This is a genomic window from Pseudomonas sp. 25 R 14 (assembly GCF_900004755.1).
In the GTDB taxonomy this organism is placed as follows: domain Bacteria; phylum Pseudomonadota; class Gammaproteobacteria; order Pseudomonadales; family Pseudomonadaceae; genus Aquipseudomonas; species Aquipseudomonas brenneri.
Genome location: NZ_CVTS01000045.1, coordinates 51,651 through 68,641, shown reverse-complemented (window position 1 = coordinate 68,641; position 16,991 = coordinate 51,651). Strand labels below are relative to the sequence as shown.

Below are 16,991 nucleotides of genomic sequence, written 5' to 3'. Positions count from 1 at the left end.
CCCGTCAATACTGGCAACTCGCCCTGGCTGGCCTATGCTTAAGACAGCACCTTCTTGATCTGTCCGGAGGTCACCGCCATGACGATCAAAACCAGAAAGTACCTGATGATCTTTGCCCTCTGCGCCTTTGCCACGGCCCTCTACGGCACCGCCGCCTATCGCGCCGAACAGGCCCGCCTGCAACCGGGCATGGCCGCGGCGTGCAACCATGGGCAATGCACCTACTCGGCGACCTTGAGCGCTTTGCGCTGACACTCGGCCTGTAGGCGCCCGGTCAATCCGCGTTCAGTTGCTCACGAAACGCCTTGGGCGAAAACCCTACGCGTCGGCGGAACAGTCGGGAAAAGTTCGTCGGATCAGAGAACCCCAGCACGTCCGACATTTCATTGATGGTCATGCTGGTGTAAGTCAGCAGGCGCTTGGCCTCCAGCAATTGGCGGTCGTGCATGATCTGCAAGGCCGGCTGGCCGCCCAGTTCGCGGCAGGTGCCGTTGAGGTGCGACACCGAGATCCCCAGCTTGTGCGCCAGGTCTTCGATCTTCGGATGCTCACGGTAGTGCTGTTCCACCAACTGGGTGAAATGGCGGAAGTACTCACGACTGCGGGGTGCCCGTGGATGGCGGCGCTGGATGGCCTGGCGGCTGATCCACACCAGCAGCACGCTGACCAGGGCGTGCATCATCATGTCCCGGGACGGAAAGTCGTCGTTGTATTCATTTTGCAACCGCGCGAACAGGCTGTTGAGGTAGTCACTGTCCTTGCCCGCCGGGTAGCTGCCCAGGGCGCTCAAGCTGTCTACCGCCGAGCCCAACTGGCCTTGCAGGTGCGCCACCAGCGGTGCGGCCAGTGTCACCACAAAGCCTTCGACATCTTCGGCAAACCGAAACCCATGCACACACAGCGGCGGCAGTACTTGCAGGGTCGATTCCGTCAGCGTCGTGCGCTGGCCCTCGATCTCCAGTTGCGCCTGGCCCTTGTACACATAGAGCAATTGGCACAAGTCCGCATGTCGGTGGGGCTGGATCTCCCACTGGTACTCGCGGCTGCGCCGGGAGATGGTTTCACAGTGCAACAGATCCGGGGTCGGCCACTCTTGGCTTTCCCCATAAAGTTTGAACACTGGAATCGCGGGACTGGCGTTTTTGGTCATGGTTTCAATCCGATACTCAGGACAGTGGTTCGGTAATCGCCCCGATTGGCGAAAAGCGCAGGCTTTAGCTCAGTTTTCACCTTCTTATGGCGGCCACTCAAGTTAAAAATGCCAGCACCAAATCCAATGACAACGCTTTCACCGAATACGTTCGGGTGAAGTGTGCGGACCATAAAAATAATGAAAACGCTAAAAACCCAAGTCGCCATTATCGGCGCCGGCCCTTCGGGGCTGCTGCTCGGCCAGTTACTGCACAACGCGGGGATTGAAACCCTGATTCTAGAGCGCCAGGCCCCCGATTATGTCCTCGGGCGTATTCGCGCCGGTGTGCTCGAACAGGGCATGGTCGACCTGTTGCGCCAGGCCGGCGTCAGCCAGCGGATGGACGCCGAGGGCCTGGTGCATGAAGGTTTCGAGCTGGCGTTGAACGGCCGTTTGCAACATATCGACCTGAAATCCCTGACCAACGGTAAGACCGTCATGATCTACGGCCAGACCGAAGTCACCCGCGACTTGATGGCAGCGCGCGAGCAGGCCGGCGCGATCACTTTGTATGAAGCGCACAATGTTCAACCCCACGACCTCAAGGGCGAACGGCCCTGGCTGACCTTCGAGCATCAGGGCCAGCAGGTGCGCCTGGAGTGCGACTACATCGCTGGTTGCGACGGCTTCCACGGTGTGGCGCGCCAGTCGATCCCCGGCGATGTGCTCAAGACGTTCGAGCGGGTCTATCCATTCGGCTGGCTGGGCATTCTTGCCGATACCCCGCCGGTCCACGAGGAGCTGGTATACGCCAAGCATCCGCGTGGCTTTGCCCTGTGCAGCATGCGTTCGCCCAGCCGCAGCCGCTATTACCTGCAAGTGCCGGCCGAGGAGACGCCTGACGCGTGGTCCGACCAGCGCTTCTGGGATGAACTCAAGGCGCGCCTGCCAGAAGAACTGGCAGCGCAATTGGTGACCGGGCCCTCGATCGAAAAGAGCATCGCCCCGTTGCGCAGTTTCGTGGTGGAGCCGATGCAGTACGGGCGCCTGTTCCTGCTGGGCGACGCGGCCCACATCGTGCCGCCCACCGGCGCCAAGGGCCTGAACCTGGCCGCCAGTGATGTCAGCACTCTGTTCACGATCCTGTGCAAGGTGTACCGAGAAGGGCGTGTGGAGTTGCTGGAGAAATATTCACAGATCTGCCTGCGCCGCATCTGGAAGGCCGAGCGGTTTTCCTGGTGGATGACTTCGATGCTGCACCAGTTTCCCGAGGCGGATGGTTTCAGCCAGCGTATCGCCCAGAGTGAGCTGGAGTACTTTGTCGAGTCTGAGGCCGGGCGCAAAACCATTGCAGAAAATTACGTCGGACTTCCTTACGAGGCTATCGAATAGCCGGCTATCGAGTAACATGACAGGCATTGCCGCGGGCCTCTTTTCCGTGGCCTTGCCTGCAGGTTCTGTCGTGACTCAACCCACACCTTCCGTACGCAGTGTCCTCGCCGCGCTGATGCTGGCGATTTTCCTCGGCGCGCTGGACCAGACCATCGTCGCCGTGTCGATGCCGGCTATTTCCGCCCAGTTCAACGACGTCAACCTGCTGGCCTGGGTCATCTCCGGCTACATGGTGGCGATGACCGTAGCGGTGCCGATCTACGGCAAGCTCGGTGACCTGTATGGGCGCCGGCCAATGATGCTGATTGGCATGGGCCTGTTCACCATCGCCTCGCTGTTTTGTGGCATGGCGCAAAGCATGGAGCAGTTGGTGCTGGCACGCATCCTCCAGGGCATTGGCGCGGGCGGGATGATTTCCGTGAGCCAGGCGATCATCGGCGACATTATTCCGCCCCGCGAGCGCGGGCGTTACCAGGGGTACTTCAGCAGCATGTACGCGGTTGCCAGCGTGGCCGGGCCGGTGCTGGGCGGCTATATGACCGAATACCTGTCGTGGCGCTGGGTGTTTTTGATCAACCTGCCATTGGGTGCGGGTGCCTGGTGGGTGGCCCATCGCACCCTGGTGGGGCTGCCGGTGCCGCAGCGCAAGCCGATCATCGATTACCTCGGCACGCTGCTGATGATTGTTGGCCTGACGGCGCTGTTGCTGGGCATCACCGAAATCGGCCAGGGCCATCACTGGCGCGATGATCAGGTGCTGGGCCTGCTGGGGTGTGCGCTGGTGGCGCTGAGTGTATTTGTCTGGCATGAGCGCCGGGCGCGGGAGCCGTTGTTGCCCATGCACCTGTTCGCCAACCGCAGCGCGGTGCTGTGCTGGTGCACGATTTTCTTCACCAGCTTCCAGGCCATCTCGCTGATCGTGCTGATGCCCCTGCGCTATCAGAGTGTCACCGGCGCCGGTGCCGACAGCGCGGCCCTGCACCTGCTGCCGCTGGCGATTGGCCTACCCATGGGCGCGTTCTTCGCCGGGCGCATGACCTCGGTGACCGGCCGCTACAAACCCATGATCCTGACCGGGGCAGTGCTCACGCCGATTGCCATCCTCGGCATGGCTTTCAGCGCGCCCCAGTCCCTGATCCTGAGCAGCCTGTTCATGGTGCTCAGTGGCATTGCCTCCGGCATGCAGTTCCCGACCTCCCTGGTGGGCACGCAAAACTCGGTGGCGCAACACGACATCGGCGTGGCCACCAGCACCACCAACCTGTTTCGCTCCCTGGGTGGCGCGGTCGGCGTGGCGTGCATGTCGGCCTTGCTGCTGGCGTTGCTGCAGGATTCGAGTTTTGCCCACCTGGCCAGTGGTTCGATGATGGCTGAAGGCAGCTCCGGCAACGTCCTGCTCGACGGTCTCAACGCCGCGCCTGGCCCCGCGCAGGATGCCTTGCGCGCCGAGTTGCTGAGCACGTTCCGGCATTTGTTGATGGTCAGCGCGGCGGTGTCGCTGCTGGGGCTGGCGGCAGCGATTGTGATGCCTAACCACCTGTTGCGTGGGCGTGAAGACAAGGCGCGATAGTGTAGGCGCCGGCTTGCCGGCTCCTACAAGGAATGCAGCTGCGCGCGTTGCCCGCTCAAGGGCTGTAGTAACCCACCGCCACCAGGAAATGCCCACTCTTGCGCAGGTAGGCATGCTTGTTTTCCACCTTGGCGGTCACCGGGTTTTTCCAGCGGTACTCGTACTCACCCTGCTCTTGTTCCTTCATCAATTGCAGGATCGGCTCACCCACGGGCTTGCCGTCCGGGTCCTTGATCTTGGCAAAGTCGGTGTTGATCAGGCGCAGGTTGGTGCCGTGGGCCACATAACGCCCGGTATCCAGGTCGACCACGAACACATACAAGTCGTCCTGCAGGAAGCCGCCCTGCAGTGCATTGATCGCCTTCAGCGTAGCGGTTTCGTTGTTTTCCAACGCCTTGACCGCCTTGTCCCGCAGGGCCTTGGCCTGTTCGGGCGTGGCCCGGGGCAGGTAGTAGCCGACGGCGAGGATGCGCTGGCCGATACGCTGGTAGAACACATGCTTGCGTTCGACCTTGCCATCGCTCCAGTTCTGCCAGCGGTATTCGGCCTGTTGGATGCCGTTGCCTTCGGGAATTCTCAACGCGTCCTTGAAGGATTTGCGCAGGTCCGGCCCGAGCACTTCGGACACGTCACGCCCAATCAGCGCCGATGAAGGCCCGCCGCTGGCCAGCAGCACGCCCTTGGTATCGACCACGAACACATAGCGGTCCTTGTCGACAAACTCGCCCTGGCGGCTGAAGGCGGCAAAGGCCTTGTCACCATTATCGTGATAATAGGCCAGGGCTTTCTCCAGCAAGGCCACGGCGGCTTTGGCGTCCTGTTCCTGGGTGGTTGCAGCGTGCACCTGGCTGAAACACAGCAACAGCAACAGCCAGGTGGTTCGGAGCATTGCCTTCATTACCCGTCCCTCGTTCTTGTCAATGTTTCAAGAGCGTAGACGGTTGTCGGCAAATCAGAACGGCTTGGTTGGCAGGTATTTACCGTCCAGGGTAATCACCGCGCGGGAACCGCCGTCCGGGTCCTCGACCTTCTTGATGTCCAGCTTGAAGTTGATGGCGCTGATGATGCCGTCGCCAAACTGCTCGTGGACCAGGGCTTTGAGGGTTGAGCCATAGACCTGCAGCATTTCATAGAAGCGGTACACGGTTGGGTCCGTTGGAATGCCGCCCTGGATGCTGCCGCGCAGAGGCACGCTTTGCAGCAGGCGACTGGCGTCCGCGTCCAGGCCAAGTTTGTCGCACACCCCATCGGCGGCGTCCTTGGGCAGCGGGTGCTGGCCAAGCAGGGCGGCGGTGACGAACGCCAGGCTCAGGCCGGTGCCGTCGGTGAGGTCCTGCCAGGACAGGTTCTTGCGGGCCTTGATGTCGATCACGGTGTCGGCCAGGGCCAGGCGTGGGGTTTGGGAAAATTGGGATTGCAGCATGATGGTTTCCTCTTGGTTTGAATAACGTTCAGGCGGCGTGCGCGCGGGTCTGCGGGTGGTCCAGCAGGGAAATAAAGCGCCCGGTGCGGCCATCCAGGGCATTGATGCCGCCGCTTGCGATGTCATAGACCCAGCCGTGCAGGTTCAGCCGGCCTTGCTCCAGCGCCAGTGCAACGCTGGGGTGCGTCTTGAGATTGGCCAGTTGCGCGACTACGTTTTCCCGCACCAGGGCGTCCAGTCGCTCGGCTGCCGAGGCATGGGTGCGTGCGGCGTTGATCACCTTGGCCGATTCGGCATGACGCAGCCAATTGGCCACGGCGGGCAAGTGATCCAGGCATTTACAGGTGGAGATGGCCGTCATGGCGCCGCAATCGGAATGACCGCAAATCACGATGTCGCTGACCCCCAGGACGGCCACGGCATATTCCACCGTGGCCGAGACACCGCCCGGTTCCGGGCCGTAGGAGGGCACGATATTGCCGGCGTTACGGATTACAAACAGATCGCCGGGTTCTTGCTGGGTCAACAGCTCCGGGACTACGCGGCTGTCTGAGCAGGACACAAACAGCGTGCCGGGTTTTTGCGTGGTGGCCAGTTGTTTGAACAGGTCGCTGCGCTGGCTGAAGGCTTCACCCTGGAACTTGCGAAAGCCGTCGATGAGATGCTGCATGGTGGTTCTCCTTGCGTCGCTGATGGGGCAAGGATGGAAGTTTCAGGCTATAGCGTCCAAGACTGGCTTGTTATAGTTTCTATAAGCAGTACCTATAGCTGGAGAGGTTTTTATGCTGTTGCGCCATATCCGCTACCTGTTGGCCGTCGCCGACCACCGCAACTTCACGCGGGCGGCCGAGGCACTGCATGTGTCGCAGCCGACCTTGTCGCAACAGATCAAGCAGTTGGAAGAGACCCTCGGGGCACCGTTGCTCGATCGCTCCGGCCGTACTGTCAGCCTGACCGACGCGGGCCAGGCCTATGTGCGGTTTGCGCGCCTGGCGTTGCAGGACCTGCAGGCCGGTACCCGCGCCATGCACGACGTGCAGGACCTGAGCCGGGGCAATTTGCGCCTGGCCATGACCCCGACCTTTACCGCGTACCTGATCGGGCCGCTGCTGGCCCAGTTCTATCGCTTGTATCCGGGGATTAGCGTCAGCGTCGAGGAAATGACTCAGGATCGCCTTGAGCATGCATTGACCGAGGACTTGCTGGACATTGGCCTTGGCTTCACCGGTGAGCACATGCCGGACATTGCCTGCCAGGCGTTGTTTGTCGAGGCGTTGAGCCTGGTGGCCAGCGCCAGCCATCCAAGCCTGAGTCGCAAGCAGTGGCTCAAGCTGGCGGACTTCCAGCAGCAACCCTTGGTGCTGTTGAACGCCGACTTTGCGACGCGTCGTTACATCGATGACTATTGCCGCACGCTGGCGATAAAACCGCAGATTGCCATGGAGGCCAATTCAATCAGTGCCGTGATTGAGATCATCCGCCACACCCACCTGGCGACGATCCTGCCCCGGGAAGTGGCGCAGACCCAGCAAGGCTTGCACGCGGTGCAACTGCGTCCGGCGCTGGCGCAGCGCACGGTGGCCCTGCTCAGTCGCAAGGGCGCCTATCGCAGTGCGGCATGCGGGGCGTTTGTCGAATTGGCGAGTACGTGGCGAATGTTTAGCGATTGCGAGAGTGAACTCCATCAAGACTGAATTTAATGGACTGACCCGGCATGTGACGCTGCCACTCATCTCTTCACTGTGATCACTGCATGGACGGTTCCCCCGACACTCACCCCGAGGCCTCGCCTGGCGCCATCGCGCCCAGCCGCCCGGTATGTCGGATGGACATTGATGCACTGCCTTCCGAACTGGCCTTTTGGGCGCTGTGGCACTGTCGCCATGCGCGCCCGCCGGATACCACCTCCTTACGCTGATTGCCCACCTCCGGGGCGCGCCGTCGTGCGTGCCTGCCTGACGCAAACGTAAGAGAGTTGCCATGAGTACCGTCTTTGCCAGCCTGCACGAAGCCCAATCCTTTCTTGATCACAACCCCGATATCGAGATGTTCGAACTGTTCATCCTCGACAGCAACGGCGTGCCCCGGGGCAAGTTGCTGCACCGTGATGAACTGCTGGCGGTCTACGCAAGCGGTCGGCCGCTGCCCAGTACCATTCTTGGTCTGACCCTCAATGGCGATGACGTGGAAAACTCCGGCCTGGTGTGGGAAGTGGGCGATATCGATTGCCGTGCCTACCCGATCAGCGGCAGTTTGCAACGCATGCCGTGGCGGTTGATTCCCACCGCCGCAGTGCAGGTCAGCATGCACCCTGAAGAAGGCCTGCCGGCGACGGTTGCCGATCCCCGGCATCTGCTGTCCAGGGTCATCGACGGGCTCAAGGCCGATGGTTATTACCCGGTGATGGCGGCGGAACTGGAGTTCTACCTGCTCGACCAGAAACCCGACAGCAATGGCCGCCCGCAACCGGCGCGGGATGTGGATGGCGGCCGCCCACGCTCGACCCAGGTCTATGGCCTGCGCGAGCTGGAACAGATCGAGCCGTTTCTGGCTGACCTGTACAGCGCCTGCAAACTGCAAGGCATTCCCGCGCGCACGGCGATTTCCGAATACGCCCCCGGCCAGGTGGAGATCACCCTGGAGCATCGCAGCGATGCCTTGCAGGCGATGGACGAGGCGGTGCGTTACAAACGCCTGGTCAAGGGCGTGGCCCACAAGCATGGGATGACCGCCTGTTTCATGGCCAAGCCGTTCGATGACCTGGCCGGCACCGGCATGCACATGCACGTCAGCCTGGCAGATGCCGACGGCAACAACCTGTTTGCCAGTGAGGCCCCTGACGGTACGCCGCTGCTGCGCCAGGCAGTCGGCGGGATGCTCAGCACCTTGCTCGATACGCTCTTGATGTTCTGCCCCAACGCCAACTCCTACCGGCGCTTCCAAAGCAACAGCTACGCGCCGCTGGCGGCCACCTGGGGTGTCGACAATCGCACGGTGAGCCTGCGGGTGCCGGGAGGCCCTGCGTATTCGCGGCATATCGAGCATCGGATCTGCGGAGCCGATGCCAACCCGTACCTGGCAGCGGCGGCGATCCTGGCCGGTATTCACCGTGGTATTCGCGAACAGCGCGACCCCGGAACCCCGGTTGAAGGCAACGGCTATGCCCAGGCCAAGGAGCTGCTGCCCACCGACTGGCTGACCACCTTGCGTGCATTGGAAGGCTCGGCCTGGGCGCGTGAAACGTTCGGCCAGGAGTTCCTCGGTGTGTACCTGGCGGTCAAGCGGGCCGAGTACCGGCAGTTCATGGGCGAGGTGGGCGAGCAGGACTGGCGCTGGTATCTGCACCAGGCGTGATGATGAACCTTTCGACCTTTTTTTCACGCGGGGGTGGTTAAGCTCAAGATCCAGTGTCCGTAGAGACCGGTTCATCTACATGAGTCCCGTGATGTCGCCACAACCCCCGTCGTCCATTGAGGCTGAGTTTGCCGCGCGCTGTGATCGTGATCACGCGCGGGTCTGTGGCGACACGCGGCCGCCCGGTTTGCTGCGGCGCTTGTGGTCATGGCGCGACGAGCGCCTGGTGCGCCACGCCCTTAAAGTCGCGGGGGAGCCCGGGCTGTTGCTGGACCTGGCTTGTGGGGCGGGGCGCTTCTGGCCGGTGCTGGCCGAACACAGTAATCGCGTGATCCTCGCCTCGGACCCTTCCCAGGCCATGCTCGACCACGCCATGAGCCACCACGGCGCGACATTTTTGCGGCGGGTCAAGACGTTCCAGGGTTCGGCATTCGCCATCGGTCTGTCGGCCAACGCGGTGGACTGCATTTTTTGCCTAGAACTGTTTCGCCACGTCCCCACGGCCGATGCGCGATTGGCACTGTTGCGCGAGTTTCACCGGGTCAGCCGCGACACGCTGATTGTCTCGGTGGACAGCGACAGCCGCCATCGTCAACGCCATCCCGCAGGTGCGGGGCAACCCATGCTGTCCCATCGCGTCGAGGTGGAAGCGGAGTTTCGCCAGGCAGGCTTCACTGTGCTGAACCAGCAAGAGTTCATGCCCGGCTCGGCCTTGTGGCGGGTTTATGTGTTGCGTAAACGAGGATAACCCTCAACTGTCGGGCTATTCTTCGTCTCCTGTCAGAGTTTTCATGATGGCTGGCACACTGCGGGTGCTCGAAAGACCCTCGGGCGATATATACTGCGCGCCATTCTTCAAGGGAGAGCCGTGTGGCCATCGATATTCACTGGATCTGCGACAACGATAGCCTCGGCCAGCATTGCGCCAAATGGCAGCAGTTGCCATTCGTCGCCCTCGACACCGAATTCATGCGGGTCGATACCTTCTATCCCATCGCCGGGTTGATCCAGATCGGGGACGGTATCAGTGCTTATCTGATCGACCCCCTGACCATCGATAACTGGCAACCGTTGGCCGCCTTGCTGGAAAACCCGGCGGTGATCAAGGTGGTGCACGCCTGCAGCGAAGACCTGGAAGTGCTGCTGCGCCTGACTGGCAGCCTGCCGGTGCCATTGTTCGACACCCAACTGGCCGCCGCCTACCTGAACCTCGGTTTCTCCATGGGCTACTCGCGCCTGGTGCAAGCGGTGCTCGACATCGACTTGCCCAAGGGCGAGACCCGTTCGGACTGGCTGCAGCGGCCATTGTCCGAGACCCAGGTCAGTTACGCCGCCGAAGACGCGGTGCACCTGGCGCAAGTCTACACACGCCTGCGCCCGCAACTGTCCGACGAAAAATACGCCTGGGTCCTGGAAGATGGCGCCGAACTGGTGGCCAACCTGCGTCGAGAAATCGACCCTTTTGATGTCTACCGCGACGCCAAGCTGGCCTGGAAACTGTCCCGTGCCCAGCTCGCCGTGCTGCGTGAGCTGTGCGCCTGGCGCGAGCAGCAAGCCCGCGCCCGTGACCTGCCACGCAACCGTATCATCCGCGAACACTCGCTATGGCCCCTGGCCAAGTCGCAGCCGGATAACCTCGCCGCCCTGGGCAAAATCGAAGATATGCACCCGCGCACCGTGCGCCAGGACGGCGAATTCCTGCTGGGCCTGATCAAGCGTGCCGCCAGCGTGTCGATGGACCAATGGCCGCCAGCCGTGCCTGAGCCGTTGCCGGTGGATGCCGCGGTGCTGATCAAGCAACTGCGCGCCCTGGGCCAGACCTTCGCCGAACGTCTGGACATGGCCCCGGAGCTGATGCTGCGCAAGAAAACCCTTGAGGCGCTGGTCAAGAGTGGCTACCCCGATGGGCCTTACCAATTGCCTGACTCGCTGCGTGGCTGGCGCCGCGAGTTGATGGGCCAGGCGCTGCTGGACAGCCTGGCCACTGCCGGAGAACAGCCTTGAAACATATTTGTTCCATCTACCGCAGCCCGAAACGCGCCGGCATGTACCTCTACGTGCTCAAGAGCGATGCCCTGGAGCGCGTGCCCGAAGGCCTGCTGACGGTGTTCGGCAAGCCGGTACACGCGTTCAACCTGGTGCTGACGCCTGAGCGCAAGCTGCAGCAGGAAGATATCGTGGCGGTCCTGGCCAACCTGCAAAAGCAGGGCTACCACCTGCAGATGCCACCGCCGGATGACGAGTACATCGAACACCTGCCCGAAGAACTGCTGCGCCGTAACGACCCGATGTGATCGACCCGTGCCCCGTTCGGGACACGTTTGAATCGAATGACCTGGCGAGCCCCGAGTTCAGCAGTAGTTTGCTGCCGGCGGCCGCCTGCACTGTTTTTGAAAGGTTTGAACCATGCGCGTTCTGATTGCAGAACAGGACCACCCGCTGTATGCCCGGCTGCTGCGCGAAGCAGCGCCGGATCTTGAAGTCCTGACCAGTGGCGACTCGGCCGAACTGTCGCGCCTGGCCGCCGATTGCCCGGTGTGGCTGGGCCAGCCGGACCTGCTGGCAACCCTGCTGCGCCAGGGCCACCACCCGCAGTGGCTGCAATCGACCTGGGCCGGCATCACGCCGCTGCTGGCCGATGGTTTGCCACGCGATTATCGGCTCACCCGCGCGGTCGGCATTTTTGGCCAGGTGATGGCCGAGTACGTGCTCACCTACATGCTCGGTCACGAGCGTGAAGTGCTGGCGCGGCTGGTCAGTCAGGTCGAGCGCAAATGGGATAACCGCATGGGCCAGAGCCTGGCGGGGCGCAAGGTGCTGATCGTTGGCACCGGTGATATCGGCCAGAGCGTGGCGCAGTTCCTGCTGCCCTTTGGCGTGGAGTTGTACGGCATTGCCAGCGAAGCCCGGGAGCAGGCCCCGTTTATCGAGGTGGCCGGGCCGGATCAACTGGGTCGCCTGGTGGGCGAGGTGGATTATGTAGTCAACCTGCTGCCCAACACGCCCAATACCCACGATCTGTACGATGCTGCGCTGTTCAAGCAGTTCAAGCCGACGGGGCTGTTTATCAACGTTGGGCGTGGTGTGGCGGTGGTCGATGCCGATCTGGTCGAGGCCCTGAAAGAAGGGCACCTGGCCGGGGCGGTGATCGACGTTTGCCGTCAGGAACCACTGCCACAGCGCCATCCGTTCTGGACCGCCTGGGGCTTGCTGTTGACGGGCCATAGCTCGGCGCCGACCTGCCCGCGCTTGATGGTGGCGCTGTTTGTCGAGAACCTGCGGGCTTATCAGGCCAAGGATGCGTTGCGCGGCGAAGTGAGTTTCGAGCGCGGTTACTGACCCTGTAGGAGCCGGCAAGCCAGCTCCTACAGCGTGTTACAGGCTGAAATCACCTGCCGCTACCAACTCGCTCAACGGGCGGCGCGGGCTTGGGGCTTCCCGGGTTTGCAGGTAGTCGGCCAGGGTGGCCTTGTCCCCCAGCTTGCCCACGGCGACCGCCGCATGCAGCGCATAACCCTCGGGAATTTTCAGCTCCTTGCGGGTCAGTTCCTGATCGAAACCGGCCATGCCATGGGTGTGCCAGCCGCTGATGCTGGCTTGCAGCGCCAGGTGGCCCCAGGCCGAACCGGTGTCAAAGGTGTGCCACAGCGCTGGAGTTTCTTCGCTGGCGCCCGGTACCGCGAAATCGGTTTTCGAGACCACGATGACCAGTGCCGATGCATGCTGCGCCCAGCTCCGGTTGAATTCGTTGAGCAAACCCAGGAAACGTTCCCAGTCTGGTGTATCGCGACGCGCGTAGAGAAAGCGCCATGGCTGCGAGTTATAGGCCGAAGGCGCCCAGCGCGCCGCTTCGAAGAAGCTCAGCAGGGTTTCCACCGGGATGCTCTCGCCAGTAAACGCACGCGGCGACCAGCGCTCGGTGAACTGCGGGTGGATCGGATAATCGGCAATACGTGGCTCAGTGCTCATCAGCGGATCCTGGAGAAAAAACGGCCTTCAAAGCTACTTCGCCACTGCGCGCCTGACAAGTCTTGCCCTACCGGCAGTCGTAAGCGCTTGGCCCCAGGGGGCTTGGGCACTAGACTGGCGGCCTTTTCACCTACCGAAACTGATGTAGAGCCATGGCCGCCAAAGTCGAACCTTTCTGGATACGCAAAACCCTTGAGCACCTCGACCAGGAGGAATGGGAGTCGCTGTGCGACGGCTGTGGCCTGTGCTGCCTGCAAAAGCTCGAAGACGAAGACGACAACAGCGTCTATTACACGCGTATCGCCTGCAAACTGCTGGACCTGAACACCTGCCAGTGCACCGACTATCCTAACCGTCGCGACTCGGTACCTGATTGCATCCAGCTCACGCCGGGCCAGGCCGATCAGTTCAAATGGCTGCCGCCGACTTGCGGCTATCGCCTGGTGAGTGAGCGCAAGGACTTGCCGCTCTGGCACCACCTGGTTTGCGGTGACCGCGATGCCGTGCACCACGAACGCATTTCCCAGTCCGGACGCATGCTCAGCGAAGGCAGCGTGCCCGAGGACGATTGGGAGGATTACCTGATTTTCCGCGCAGGCTGAAAAGGAGAGCGTATGACGGTCCAAGCCAAGCTGGCGGTGAGTCTGCTGTTGTTGGGGTTGAGCGCGGCGGCGTGGTCGGCGAAAAAAGTCGACCTCGATTATCACGTCAAACTCTTGCCCCAGAGCGATCAGGCCGAAGTCCGTTTAAGCCTGTCCCAGGGCTCGGCGGTGCGCAGCCTGGACTTCGACTTGGGCCGCGACGGTGACTACAGCGATTTCAAGGCCGACGGCCAGTGGCAGGTCAGGCCTGACGCGGGGGCCAGTCGTGGCCTGTGGCAGCCGGGCGCCGACAAGGCCAGCCTGACCTACCGCGTGCGCTTGAGCCATGCGCGCAAGGCCGGCATCTACGAGTCACGCATGACGCCCGGTTGGGCGCTGTTTCGTGGTGAAGACCTGGTGCCTGCGGCGCGTCTTGACCAGCAGGACGGTGTGGAGCTGGTGTCGCGGCTGACCTTTGAGCTGCCGGCGGGCTGGAAAAGTGTCGAGACCCCCTGGCCACGCATTGGCAAGCACAAATTCCGCATCGACAATGTGTCCCGCCTGTTCGACCGTCCCACCGGCTGGATGCTCGCCGGTAACCTAGGCAGCCGCCGGGTGCGCCTGGGCGAAACCGAAATTACCGTGACCTCGCCCAAGGGCCAGGCCATGCGCCGCATGGATGTGCTGACGTTGCTGACGTTCGTCTGGCCCCAGGTACAAGCGGCGTTCCCCCGGCACCCGGCCAAGTTGCTGGTGGTGGGTGCCAGCGACCCGATGCGCCGTGGCGTGTTCTCCGGACGCGATTCGATCTATCTCAATAGCCGTACGCCGCTGGTCAGCGAAAATGGCAGCAGCCCGTTGATCCGCGAGGTGGTGCAGGCCATTGGCCGGTTCAATGACCATCAAGGCAGTGACTGGATCAGCGAAGGCCTTTCGGAGTATTACGCTATCGAGTTATTGCGGCGCGCAGGCGGTATCAGCGATGAGCGTTATGTGGCGATACAGGCGCGCTTGAGCAAGGACGGCAAAGGCGTGACGACCTTGCGCGGCGAGCACGTCAGCGGTGCCACGGTGGCGCGGGCGGTGGTGGTGTTGCAGGAACTGGATCGCGAAATTCGCCTGAAAACCCACAACAAACGCTCCCTGGATGACCTGACGCAGGCACTGATGCGTTTGGATAGCATCAGTACCAAGGCGTTTGTGCAGTTGGCTGAAAGCGTGATCGGCGAATCGTCAGTGGTACTCGACAGCAAGCTGCTGCACTGACCGAGAAGGCCCGTGTAGGAGCTGGCTTGCCAGCGATAGCATCACCTCGGTGTGCCTGATGGACCGAGGTGCCTGCATCGCTGGCAAGCCAGCTCCTACAGTTTGATTGGGTGTCAGTGGGTGGTTTTTTCGGCAGCCACTTCAGCGCGGGTCTTGAGGTTTTTCAACTCCTCGCCGGCGCGTTCGATCTTGGTCCGCACATTGTTCATATCCCGGCGGCTTTTCTCCAGCAGCGACTTGGCCGAACTATGGCCGCTGATCCCGCGCGCCAGTGCCACGCCGCCAATCGCCACCTGGATCAGGCCGAAAAAGCCACCTCGGCGAATGCCCTTGCCCATCATCACCACGCCACCGGCCAGCGAGCCAATGCGCTCCCAGCCTTGCACGTTCTGGGTCGGGTGGGTCTGGAACGGCGTCGATTCAATCACAGGTTTCAGGGGTTTGCTGTCGCTCATGGTCTGTCTCCAACAAAGGGCCATTGATATGCAACTGACTGCGCGTGGGTCGCGGATGTTCCCGAAAACTCAGTATTTGGGGCCCGAACGGGTGTTATTGCCCTTGGCCAGGCGATCGTAGAGCACCACATTGACGGTGGCCGCGAGGTTCATGCAACCGGTGGTCGGGATGTAGATCACATCTTCGCACCAGTCACGAATCTCTTTGTCGAGGGAGCCGTCTTCGGGGCCGAAAATGTACAGCGCACGATCAGGATGGGTGTATTCCGGCAGCGGTCGGGCACCGTCCACCAGCTCCACGGCGACCGGGATACAGCCCAGGGGCAGGATCTTTTTCAGGTCGTCGATGCCGATCAGCGGGATGTCGTGGTGGACCTTCTTGGTGTCGGTAATAAAGTCCCGGGCCCGCTCATAGCGTTTACCGGTGTAGAACACCGAAGCCACGCCATAGCAGCCGGCGGCGCGCATGACCGAGCCGACGTTTTCGGGGGATTTGGGGTTGTACAGACCGATGCAGCTGTAGCGTTTATTGCCCACGGGGATGCCTTAAAAAGGCAGCATTATAACGGCAAGCTGCAAGCGGCAAGTTAAAAAGCGGGGCGGCTTTTTCTTGTGGCTTGCAGCTTCATGCTTTTAGCTGTCTTTTTTCATCAGCCCGGCCAACGCGGCAAACGGGTTGTGCGTGGCTTTGGCAATGGTCGGGCTGCTGGTGGAGCCTTCGCCAAAATACTGTTGGTCGGTATAGCGCGAGTGTTCGTTGTCGTGGCAGTACAGGCACAGCAACTCCCAGTTGGAGCCGTCCTGGGGATTGTCGTCATGGTTGTGGTTACGGTGGTGCACGGTCAGTTCGCTCAGGCGCTTGCCGGCGAATTCACGGGCGCAGCGGCCACACACGTGGGGGTACATTTTCAGGGCTTTGTCGCGATAGCCCATTTCCCGGTCGCGCTGGGCATCGGCGAGGATACGGTCCAGCTTGGCGGTGTGGGAGGGCGGGTTGGTCGAGCTCATCATGGCTCCTGTTCATTTATTTATTGGATAGATCACGGGTGACGTTGATTCTAGCTGCTCGCCTGGCAATTTACCTCAGCCCTTGAGCTTCTCGGCAATCCAGATGGTATGCCGGGTGCCCTTGTTGCCATGGGCGAAGACTTGCACTTCCTCGGCCTTGAAGCCGGCCTTGCGCAGTTTGTCGCTGAACTGCTTGTCGGCGCTGGCCGACCATACGGCCAGCACGCCTTTTGGACGCAGGGCCTTGGCGCAGGCGCTGAGGCCACCGGCGGAATACAGCCAGCTGTTGGCTTTCTGTGTCAGGCCTTCGGGGCCGTTATCGACGTCGAGCATGATCGCATCAAAGCCCTGGGGCTCGGCTTGCAGCACCTTGGCCACGTCTTCCAGGCGGATCACGGTGCGTGGGTCCTGCAACGGGTTGCCGGATTTTTCTCCAAGCGGGCCGCGATTCCATTCCACTACGCCAGGTACCAACTCAGCCACTACCACTTCGGCCGTCTTGCCCAGGTGCTTGAGCGCCGAAGCCAGGGTAAAACCCATGCCCAGGCCGCCAATCAACACCCGCGAGCCTGGACGACCGGCGACCTTGCGGCAGGGAATCTCTGCCAGGGCATCTTCGGAACCGTGCATGCGCGTGTTCATCAATTGCCCGCCGTCACCGCCCTGGATCTTGATCACAAAATCTTCGCCGTACTCGAACAGGCACAGGGCGCCGCCGTTATCGGGGATCGGAGTGGTGTCGAGCAGCACGAAACGTTTCATGGAAATCTCATTGGGAAGGGCATTCTTGCGCGGTTGGGAGTAGCCTTGGGACTGGTTAACAGTCAGGCCATGGAGCCAT

General features: G+C 61.8%; 20 protein-coding genes. 11 read left to right on the top strand and 9 right to left on the bottom strand.

The genetic code is table 11. The features are described from left to right. The first annotated feature begins 78 nt into the window (after positions 1–78). Positions 79–252: a hypothetical protein gene (locus BFQ03_RS30265; RefSeq protein ID WP_167360815.1), complete on the top strand. Its 174-nt coding sequence runs from the start codon at positions 79–81 to the stop codon at positions 250–252. Between the two features lie 22 nt (positions 253–274). Here BFQ03_RS30265 and BFQ03_RS15210 read toward each other — a convergent pair whose 3' ends face one another. After that, complete coding sequence (locus BFQ03_RS15210) at positions 275–1,150, bottom strand: helix-turn-helix domain-containing protein (protein WP_032863516.1); 876 nt, start codon at positions 1,148–1,150, stop codon at positions 275–277. A 180-nt stretch (positions 1,151–1,330) separates the two neighbouring features. On the opposite strand from BFQ03_RS15210, the gene pobA reads away from it, so the two are divergent. Both pobA and BFQ03_RS15200 read left to right on the top strand, forming a co-directional pair. Further along, a complete protein-coding gene (gene pobA, locus BFQ03_RS15205; RefSeq protein WP_065943482.1) occupies positions 1,331–2,524 on the top strand; it encodes a 4-hydroxybenzoate 3-monooxygenase in 1,194 nt (397 codons plus the stop codon). Between the two features lie 115 nt (positions 2,525–2,639). Further along, positions 2,640–4,094 (top strand): MDR family MFS transporter, encoded by a 1,455-nt coding sequence (locus tag BFQ03_RS15200; RefSeq protein ID WP_050593456.1) that lies wholly within the window; start codon positions 2,640–2,642, stop codon positions 4,092–4,094. Positions 4,095–4,149: 55 nt separating this feature from the next. Here the strand turns inward: BFQ03_RS15200 and BFQ03_RS15195 are convergent, their stop codons facing one another. Genes BFQ03_RS15195 through BFQ03_RS15185 form a run of 3 tightly spaced genes read right to left on the bottom strand, consistent with a single transcriptional unit; the run spans position 4,150 to position 6,187 of the window. Further along, a complete protein-coding gene (locus BFQ03_RS15195; protein ID WP_032863514.1) occupies positions 4,150–4,992 on the bottom strand; it encodes a cache domain-containing protein in 843 nt (280 codons plus the stop codon). Positions 4,993–5,046: 54 nt separating this feature from the next. After that, a complete protein-coding gene (gene cynS, locus BFQ03_RS15190) occupies positions 5,047–5,517 on the bottom strand; it encodes a cyanase (protein WP_065943481.1) in 471 nt (156 codons plus the stop codon). Positions 5,518–5,545: 28 nt separating this feature from the next. Further along, complete coding sequence (locus BFQ03_RS15185; protein ID WP_032863512.1) at positions 5,546–6,187, bottom strand: carbonic anhydrase; 642 nt, start codon at positions 6,185–6,187, stop codon at positions 5,546–5,548. A gap of 112 nt (positions 6,188–6,299) precedes the next feature. Between BFQ03_RS15185 and cynR the strand changes: the two genes are divergently transcribed. The 6 genes from cynR (at position 6,300) to BFQ03_RS15155 (ending at position 12,210) form a co-directional block, all read left to right on the top strand. Then, positions 6,300–7,211, top strand: a complete 912-nt coding sequence (cynR, locus tag BFQ03_RS15180) for a transcriptional regulator CynR (protein ID WP_065943480.1) — start codon at positions 6,300–6,302, stop codon at positions 7,209–7,211. Positions 7,212–7,497: 286 nt separating this feature from the next. After that, on the top strand, positions 7,498–8,871 hold the full coding sequence (locus tag BFQ03_RS15175; protein WP_032863510.1) for a glutamine synthetase family protein: 1,374 nt from the start codon (positions 7,498–7,500) through the stop codon (positions 8,869–8,871). A gap of 91 nt (positions 8,872–8,962) precedes the next feature. Then, positions 8,963–9,619: a class I SAM-dependent methyltransferase gene (locus tag BFQ03_RS15170; protein WP_065943479.1), complete on the top strand. Its 657-nt coding sequence runs from the start codon at positions 8,963–8,965 to the stop codon at positions 9,617–9,619. A 122-nt stretch (positions 9,620–9,741) separates the two neighbouring features. Beyond that, complete coding sequence (rnd, locus tag BFQ03_RS15165; protein ID WP_065943478.1) at positions 9,742–10,875, top strand: ribonuclease D; 1,134 nt, start codon at positions 9,742–9,744, stop codon at positions 10,873–10,875. Next, the gene (locus BFQ03_RS15160) at positions 10,872–11,165 is read left to right on the top strand and encodes a YcgL domain-containing protein (RefSeq protein ID WP_032863507.1); all 294 of its coding nucleotides are present in this window, start codon (positions 10,872–10,874) and stop codon (positions 11,163–11,165) included. Before rnd ends, BFQ03_RS15160 begins: the two co-directional genes overlap by 4 nt. Before the next feature lie 112 nt (positions 11,166–11,277). Beyond that, entirely contained in the window at positions 11,278–12,210 is a 933-nt protein-coding gene (locus tag BFQ03_RS15155) for a D-2-hydroxyacid dehydrogenase (RefSeq protein WP_032863506.1), read from the top strand. 36 nt (positions 12,211–12,246) lie between these two features. Here the strand turns inward: BFQ03_RS15155 and BFQ03_RS15150 are convergent, their stop codons facing one another. Next, positions 12,247–12,840, bottom strand: coding sequence for a nitroreductase family protein (locus BFQ03_RS15150; protein ID WP_032863505.1), 594 nt, complete (start codon positions 12,838–12,840; stop codon positions 12,247–12,249). Positions 12,841–12,992: 152 nt separating this feature from the next. Between BFQ03_RS15150 and BFQ03_RS15145 the strand changes: the two genes are divergently transcribed. Together BFQ03_RS15145 and BFQ03_RS15140 are read left to right on the top strand one after the other, a co-directional pair. Continuing rightward, the gene (locus tag BFQ03_RS15145; protein WP_032863504.1) at positions 12,993–13,442 is read left to right on the top strand and encodes a YcgN family cysteine cluster protein; all 450 of its coding nucleotides are present in this window, start codon (positions 12,993–12,995) and stop codon (positions 13,440–13,442) included. 12 nt (positions 13,443–13,454) lie between these two features. Beyond that, positions 13,455–14,687, top strand: coding sequence for a hypothetical protein (locus BFQ03_RS15140; protein ID WP_032863503.1), 1,233 nt, complete (start codon positions 13,455–13,457; stop codon positions 14,685–14,687). Positions 14,688–14,800: 113 nt separating this feature from the next. On the opposite strand, the gene BFQ03_RS15135 is transcribed toward BFQ03_RS15140, so the two are convergent. The 4 genes from BFQ03_RS15135 to BFQ03_RS15120 all read right to left on the bottom strand — a co-directional run bounded on the left by BFQ03_RS15135 (position 14,801) and on the right by BFQ03_RS15120 (position 16,912). After that, a complete protein-coding gene (locus BFQ03_RS15135; protein ID WP_065943477.1) occupies positions 14,801–15,142 on the bottom strand; it encodes a YgaP family membrane protein in 342 nt (113 codons plus the stop codon). A 69-nt stretch (positions 15,143–15,211) separates the two neighbouring features. Further along, complete coding sequence (locus tag BFQ03_RS15130; protein WP_032863501.1) at positions 15,212–15,679, bottom strand: RNA methyltransferase; 468 nt, start codon at positions 15,677–15,679, stop codon at positions 15,212–15,214. Between the two features lie 96 nt (positions 15,680–15,775). Further along, complete coding sequence (locus BFQ03_RS15125; protein ID WP_003172528.1) at positions 15,776–16,150, bottom strand: YajD family HNH nuclease; 375 nt, start codon at positions 16,148–16,150, stop codon at positions 15,776–15,778. A gap of 75 nt (positions 16,151–16,225) precedes the next feature. Beyond that, the gene (locus tag BFQ03_RS15120) at positions 16,226–16,912 is read right to left on the bottom strand and encodes a spermidine synthase (protein ID WP_057441278.1); all 687 of its coding nucleotides are present in this window, start codon (positions 16,910–16,912) and stop codon (positions 16,226–16,228) included. Between the last annotated feature and the right edge of the window lie 79 nt (positions 16,913–16,991).

Coding starts and splice junctions, on each gene's coding strand:
- BFQ03_RS15155 (WP_032863506.1), top strand. CDS start 11,278: ATGCGCGTTCTGATTGCAGAACAGGACCACCCGCTGTATGCCCGGCTG.
- cynS (WP_065943481.1), bottom strand. CDS start 5,517: ATGCTGCAATCCCAATTTTCCCAAACCCCACGCCTGGCCCTGGCCGAC.
- BFQ03_RS15135 (WP_065943477.1), bottom strand. CDS start 15,142: ATGAGCGACAGCAAACCCCTGAAACCTGTGATTGAATCGACGCCGTTC.
- BFQ03_RS15125 (WP_003172528.1), bottom strand. CDS start 16,150: ATGAGCTCGACCAACCCGCCCTCCCACACCGCCAAGCTGGACCGTATC.
- BFQ03_RS15210 (WP_032863516.1), bottom strand. CDS start 1,150: ATGACCAAAAACGCCAGTCCCGCGATTCCAGTGTTCAAACTTTATGGG.
- BFQ03_RS15170 (WP_065943479.1), top strand. CDS start 8,963: ATGTCGCCACAACCCCCGTCGTCCATTGAGGCTGAGTTTGCCGCGCGC.
- BFQ03_RS15200 (WP_050593456.1), top strand. CDS start 2,640: ATGCTGGCGATTTTCCTCGGCGCGCTGGACCAGACCATCGTCGCCGTG.
- BFQ03_RS15175 (WP_032863510.1), top strand. CDS start 7,498: ATGAGTACCGTCTTTGCCAGCCTGCACGAAGCCCAATCCTTTCTTGAT.
- BFQ03_RS15120 (WP_057441278.1), bottom strand. CDS start 16,912: ATGAAACGTTTCGTGCTGCTCGACACCACTCCGATCCCCGATAACGGC.
- pobA (WP_065943482.1), top strand. CDS start 1,331: ATGAAAACGCTAAAAACCCAAGTCGCCATTATCGGCGCCGGCCCTTCG.
- cynR (WP_065943480.1), top strand. CDS start 6,300: ATGCTGTTGCGCCATATCCGCTACCTGTTGGCCGTCGCCGACCACCGC.
- BFQ03_RS30265 (WP_167360815.1), top strand. CDS start 79: ATGACGATCAAAACCAGAAAGTACCTGATGATCTTTGCCCTCTGCGCC.
- BFQ03_RS15185 (WP_032863512.1), bottom strand. CDS start 6,187: ATGCAGCATCTCATCGACGGCTTTCGCAAGTTCCAGGGTGAAGCCTTC.
- BFQ03_RS15150 (WP_032863505.1), bottom strand. CDS start 12,840: ATGAGCACTGAGCCACGTATTGCCGATTATCCGATCCACCCGCAGTTC.
- BFQ03_RS15195 (WP_032863514.1), bottom strand. CDS start 4,992: ATGAAGGCAATGCTCCGAACCACCTGGCTGTTGCTGTTGCTGTGTTTC.
- BFQ03_RS15145 (WP_032863504.1), top strand. CDS start 12,993: ATGGCCGCCAAAGTCGAACCTTTCTGGATACGCAAAACCCTTGAGCAC.
- BFQ03_RS15140 (WP_032863503.1), top strand. CDS start 13,455: ATGACGGTCCAAGCCAAGCTGGCGGTGAGTCTGCTGTTGTTGGGGTTG.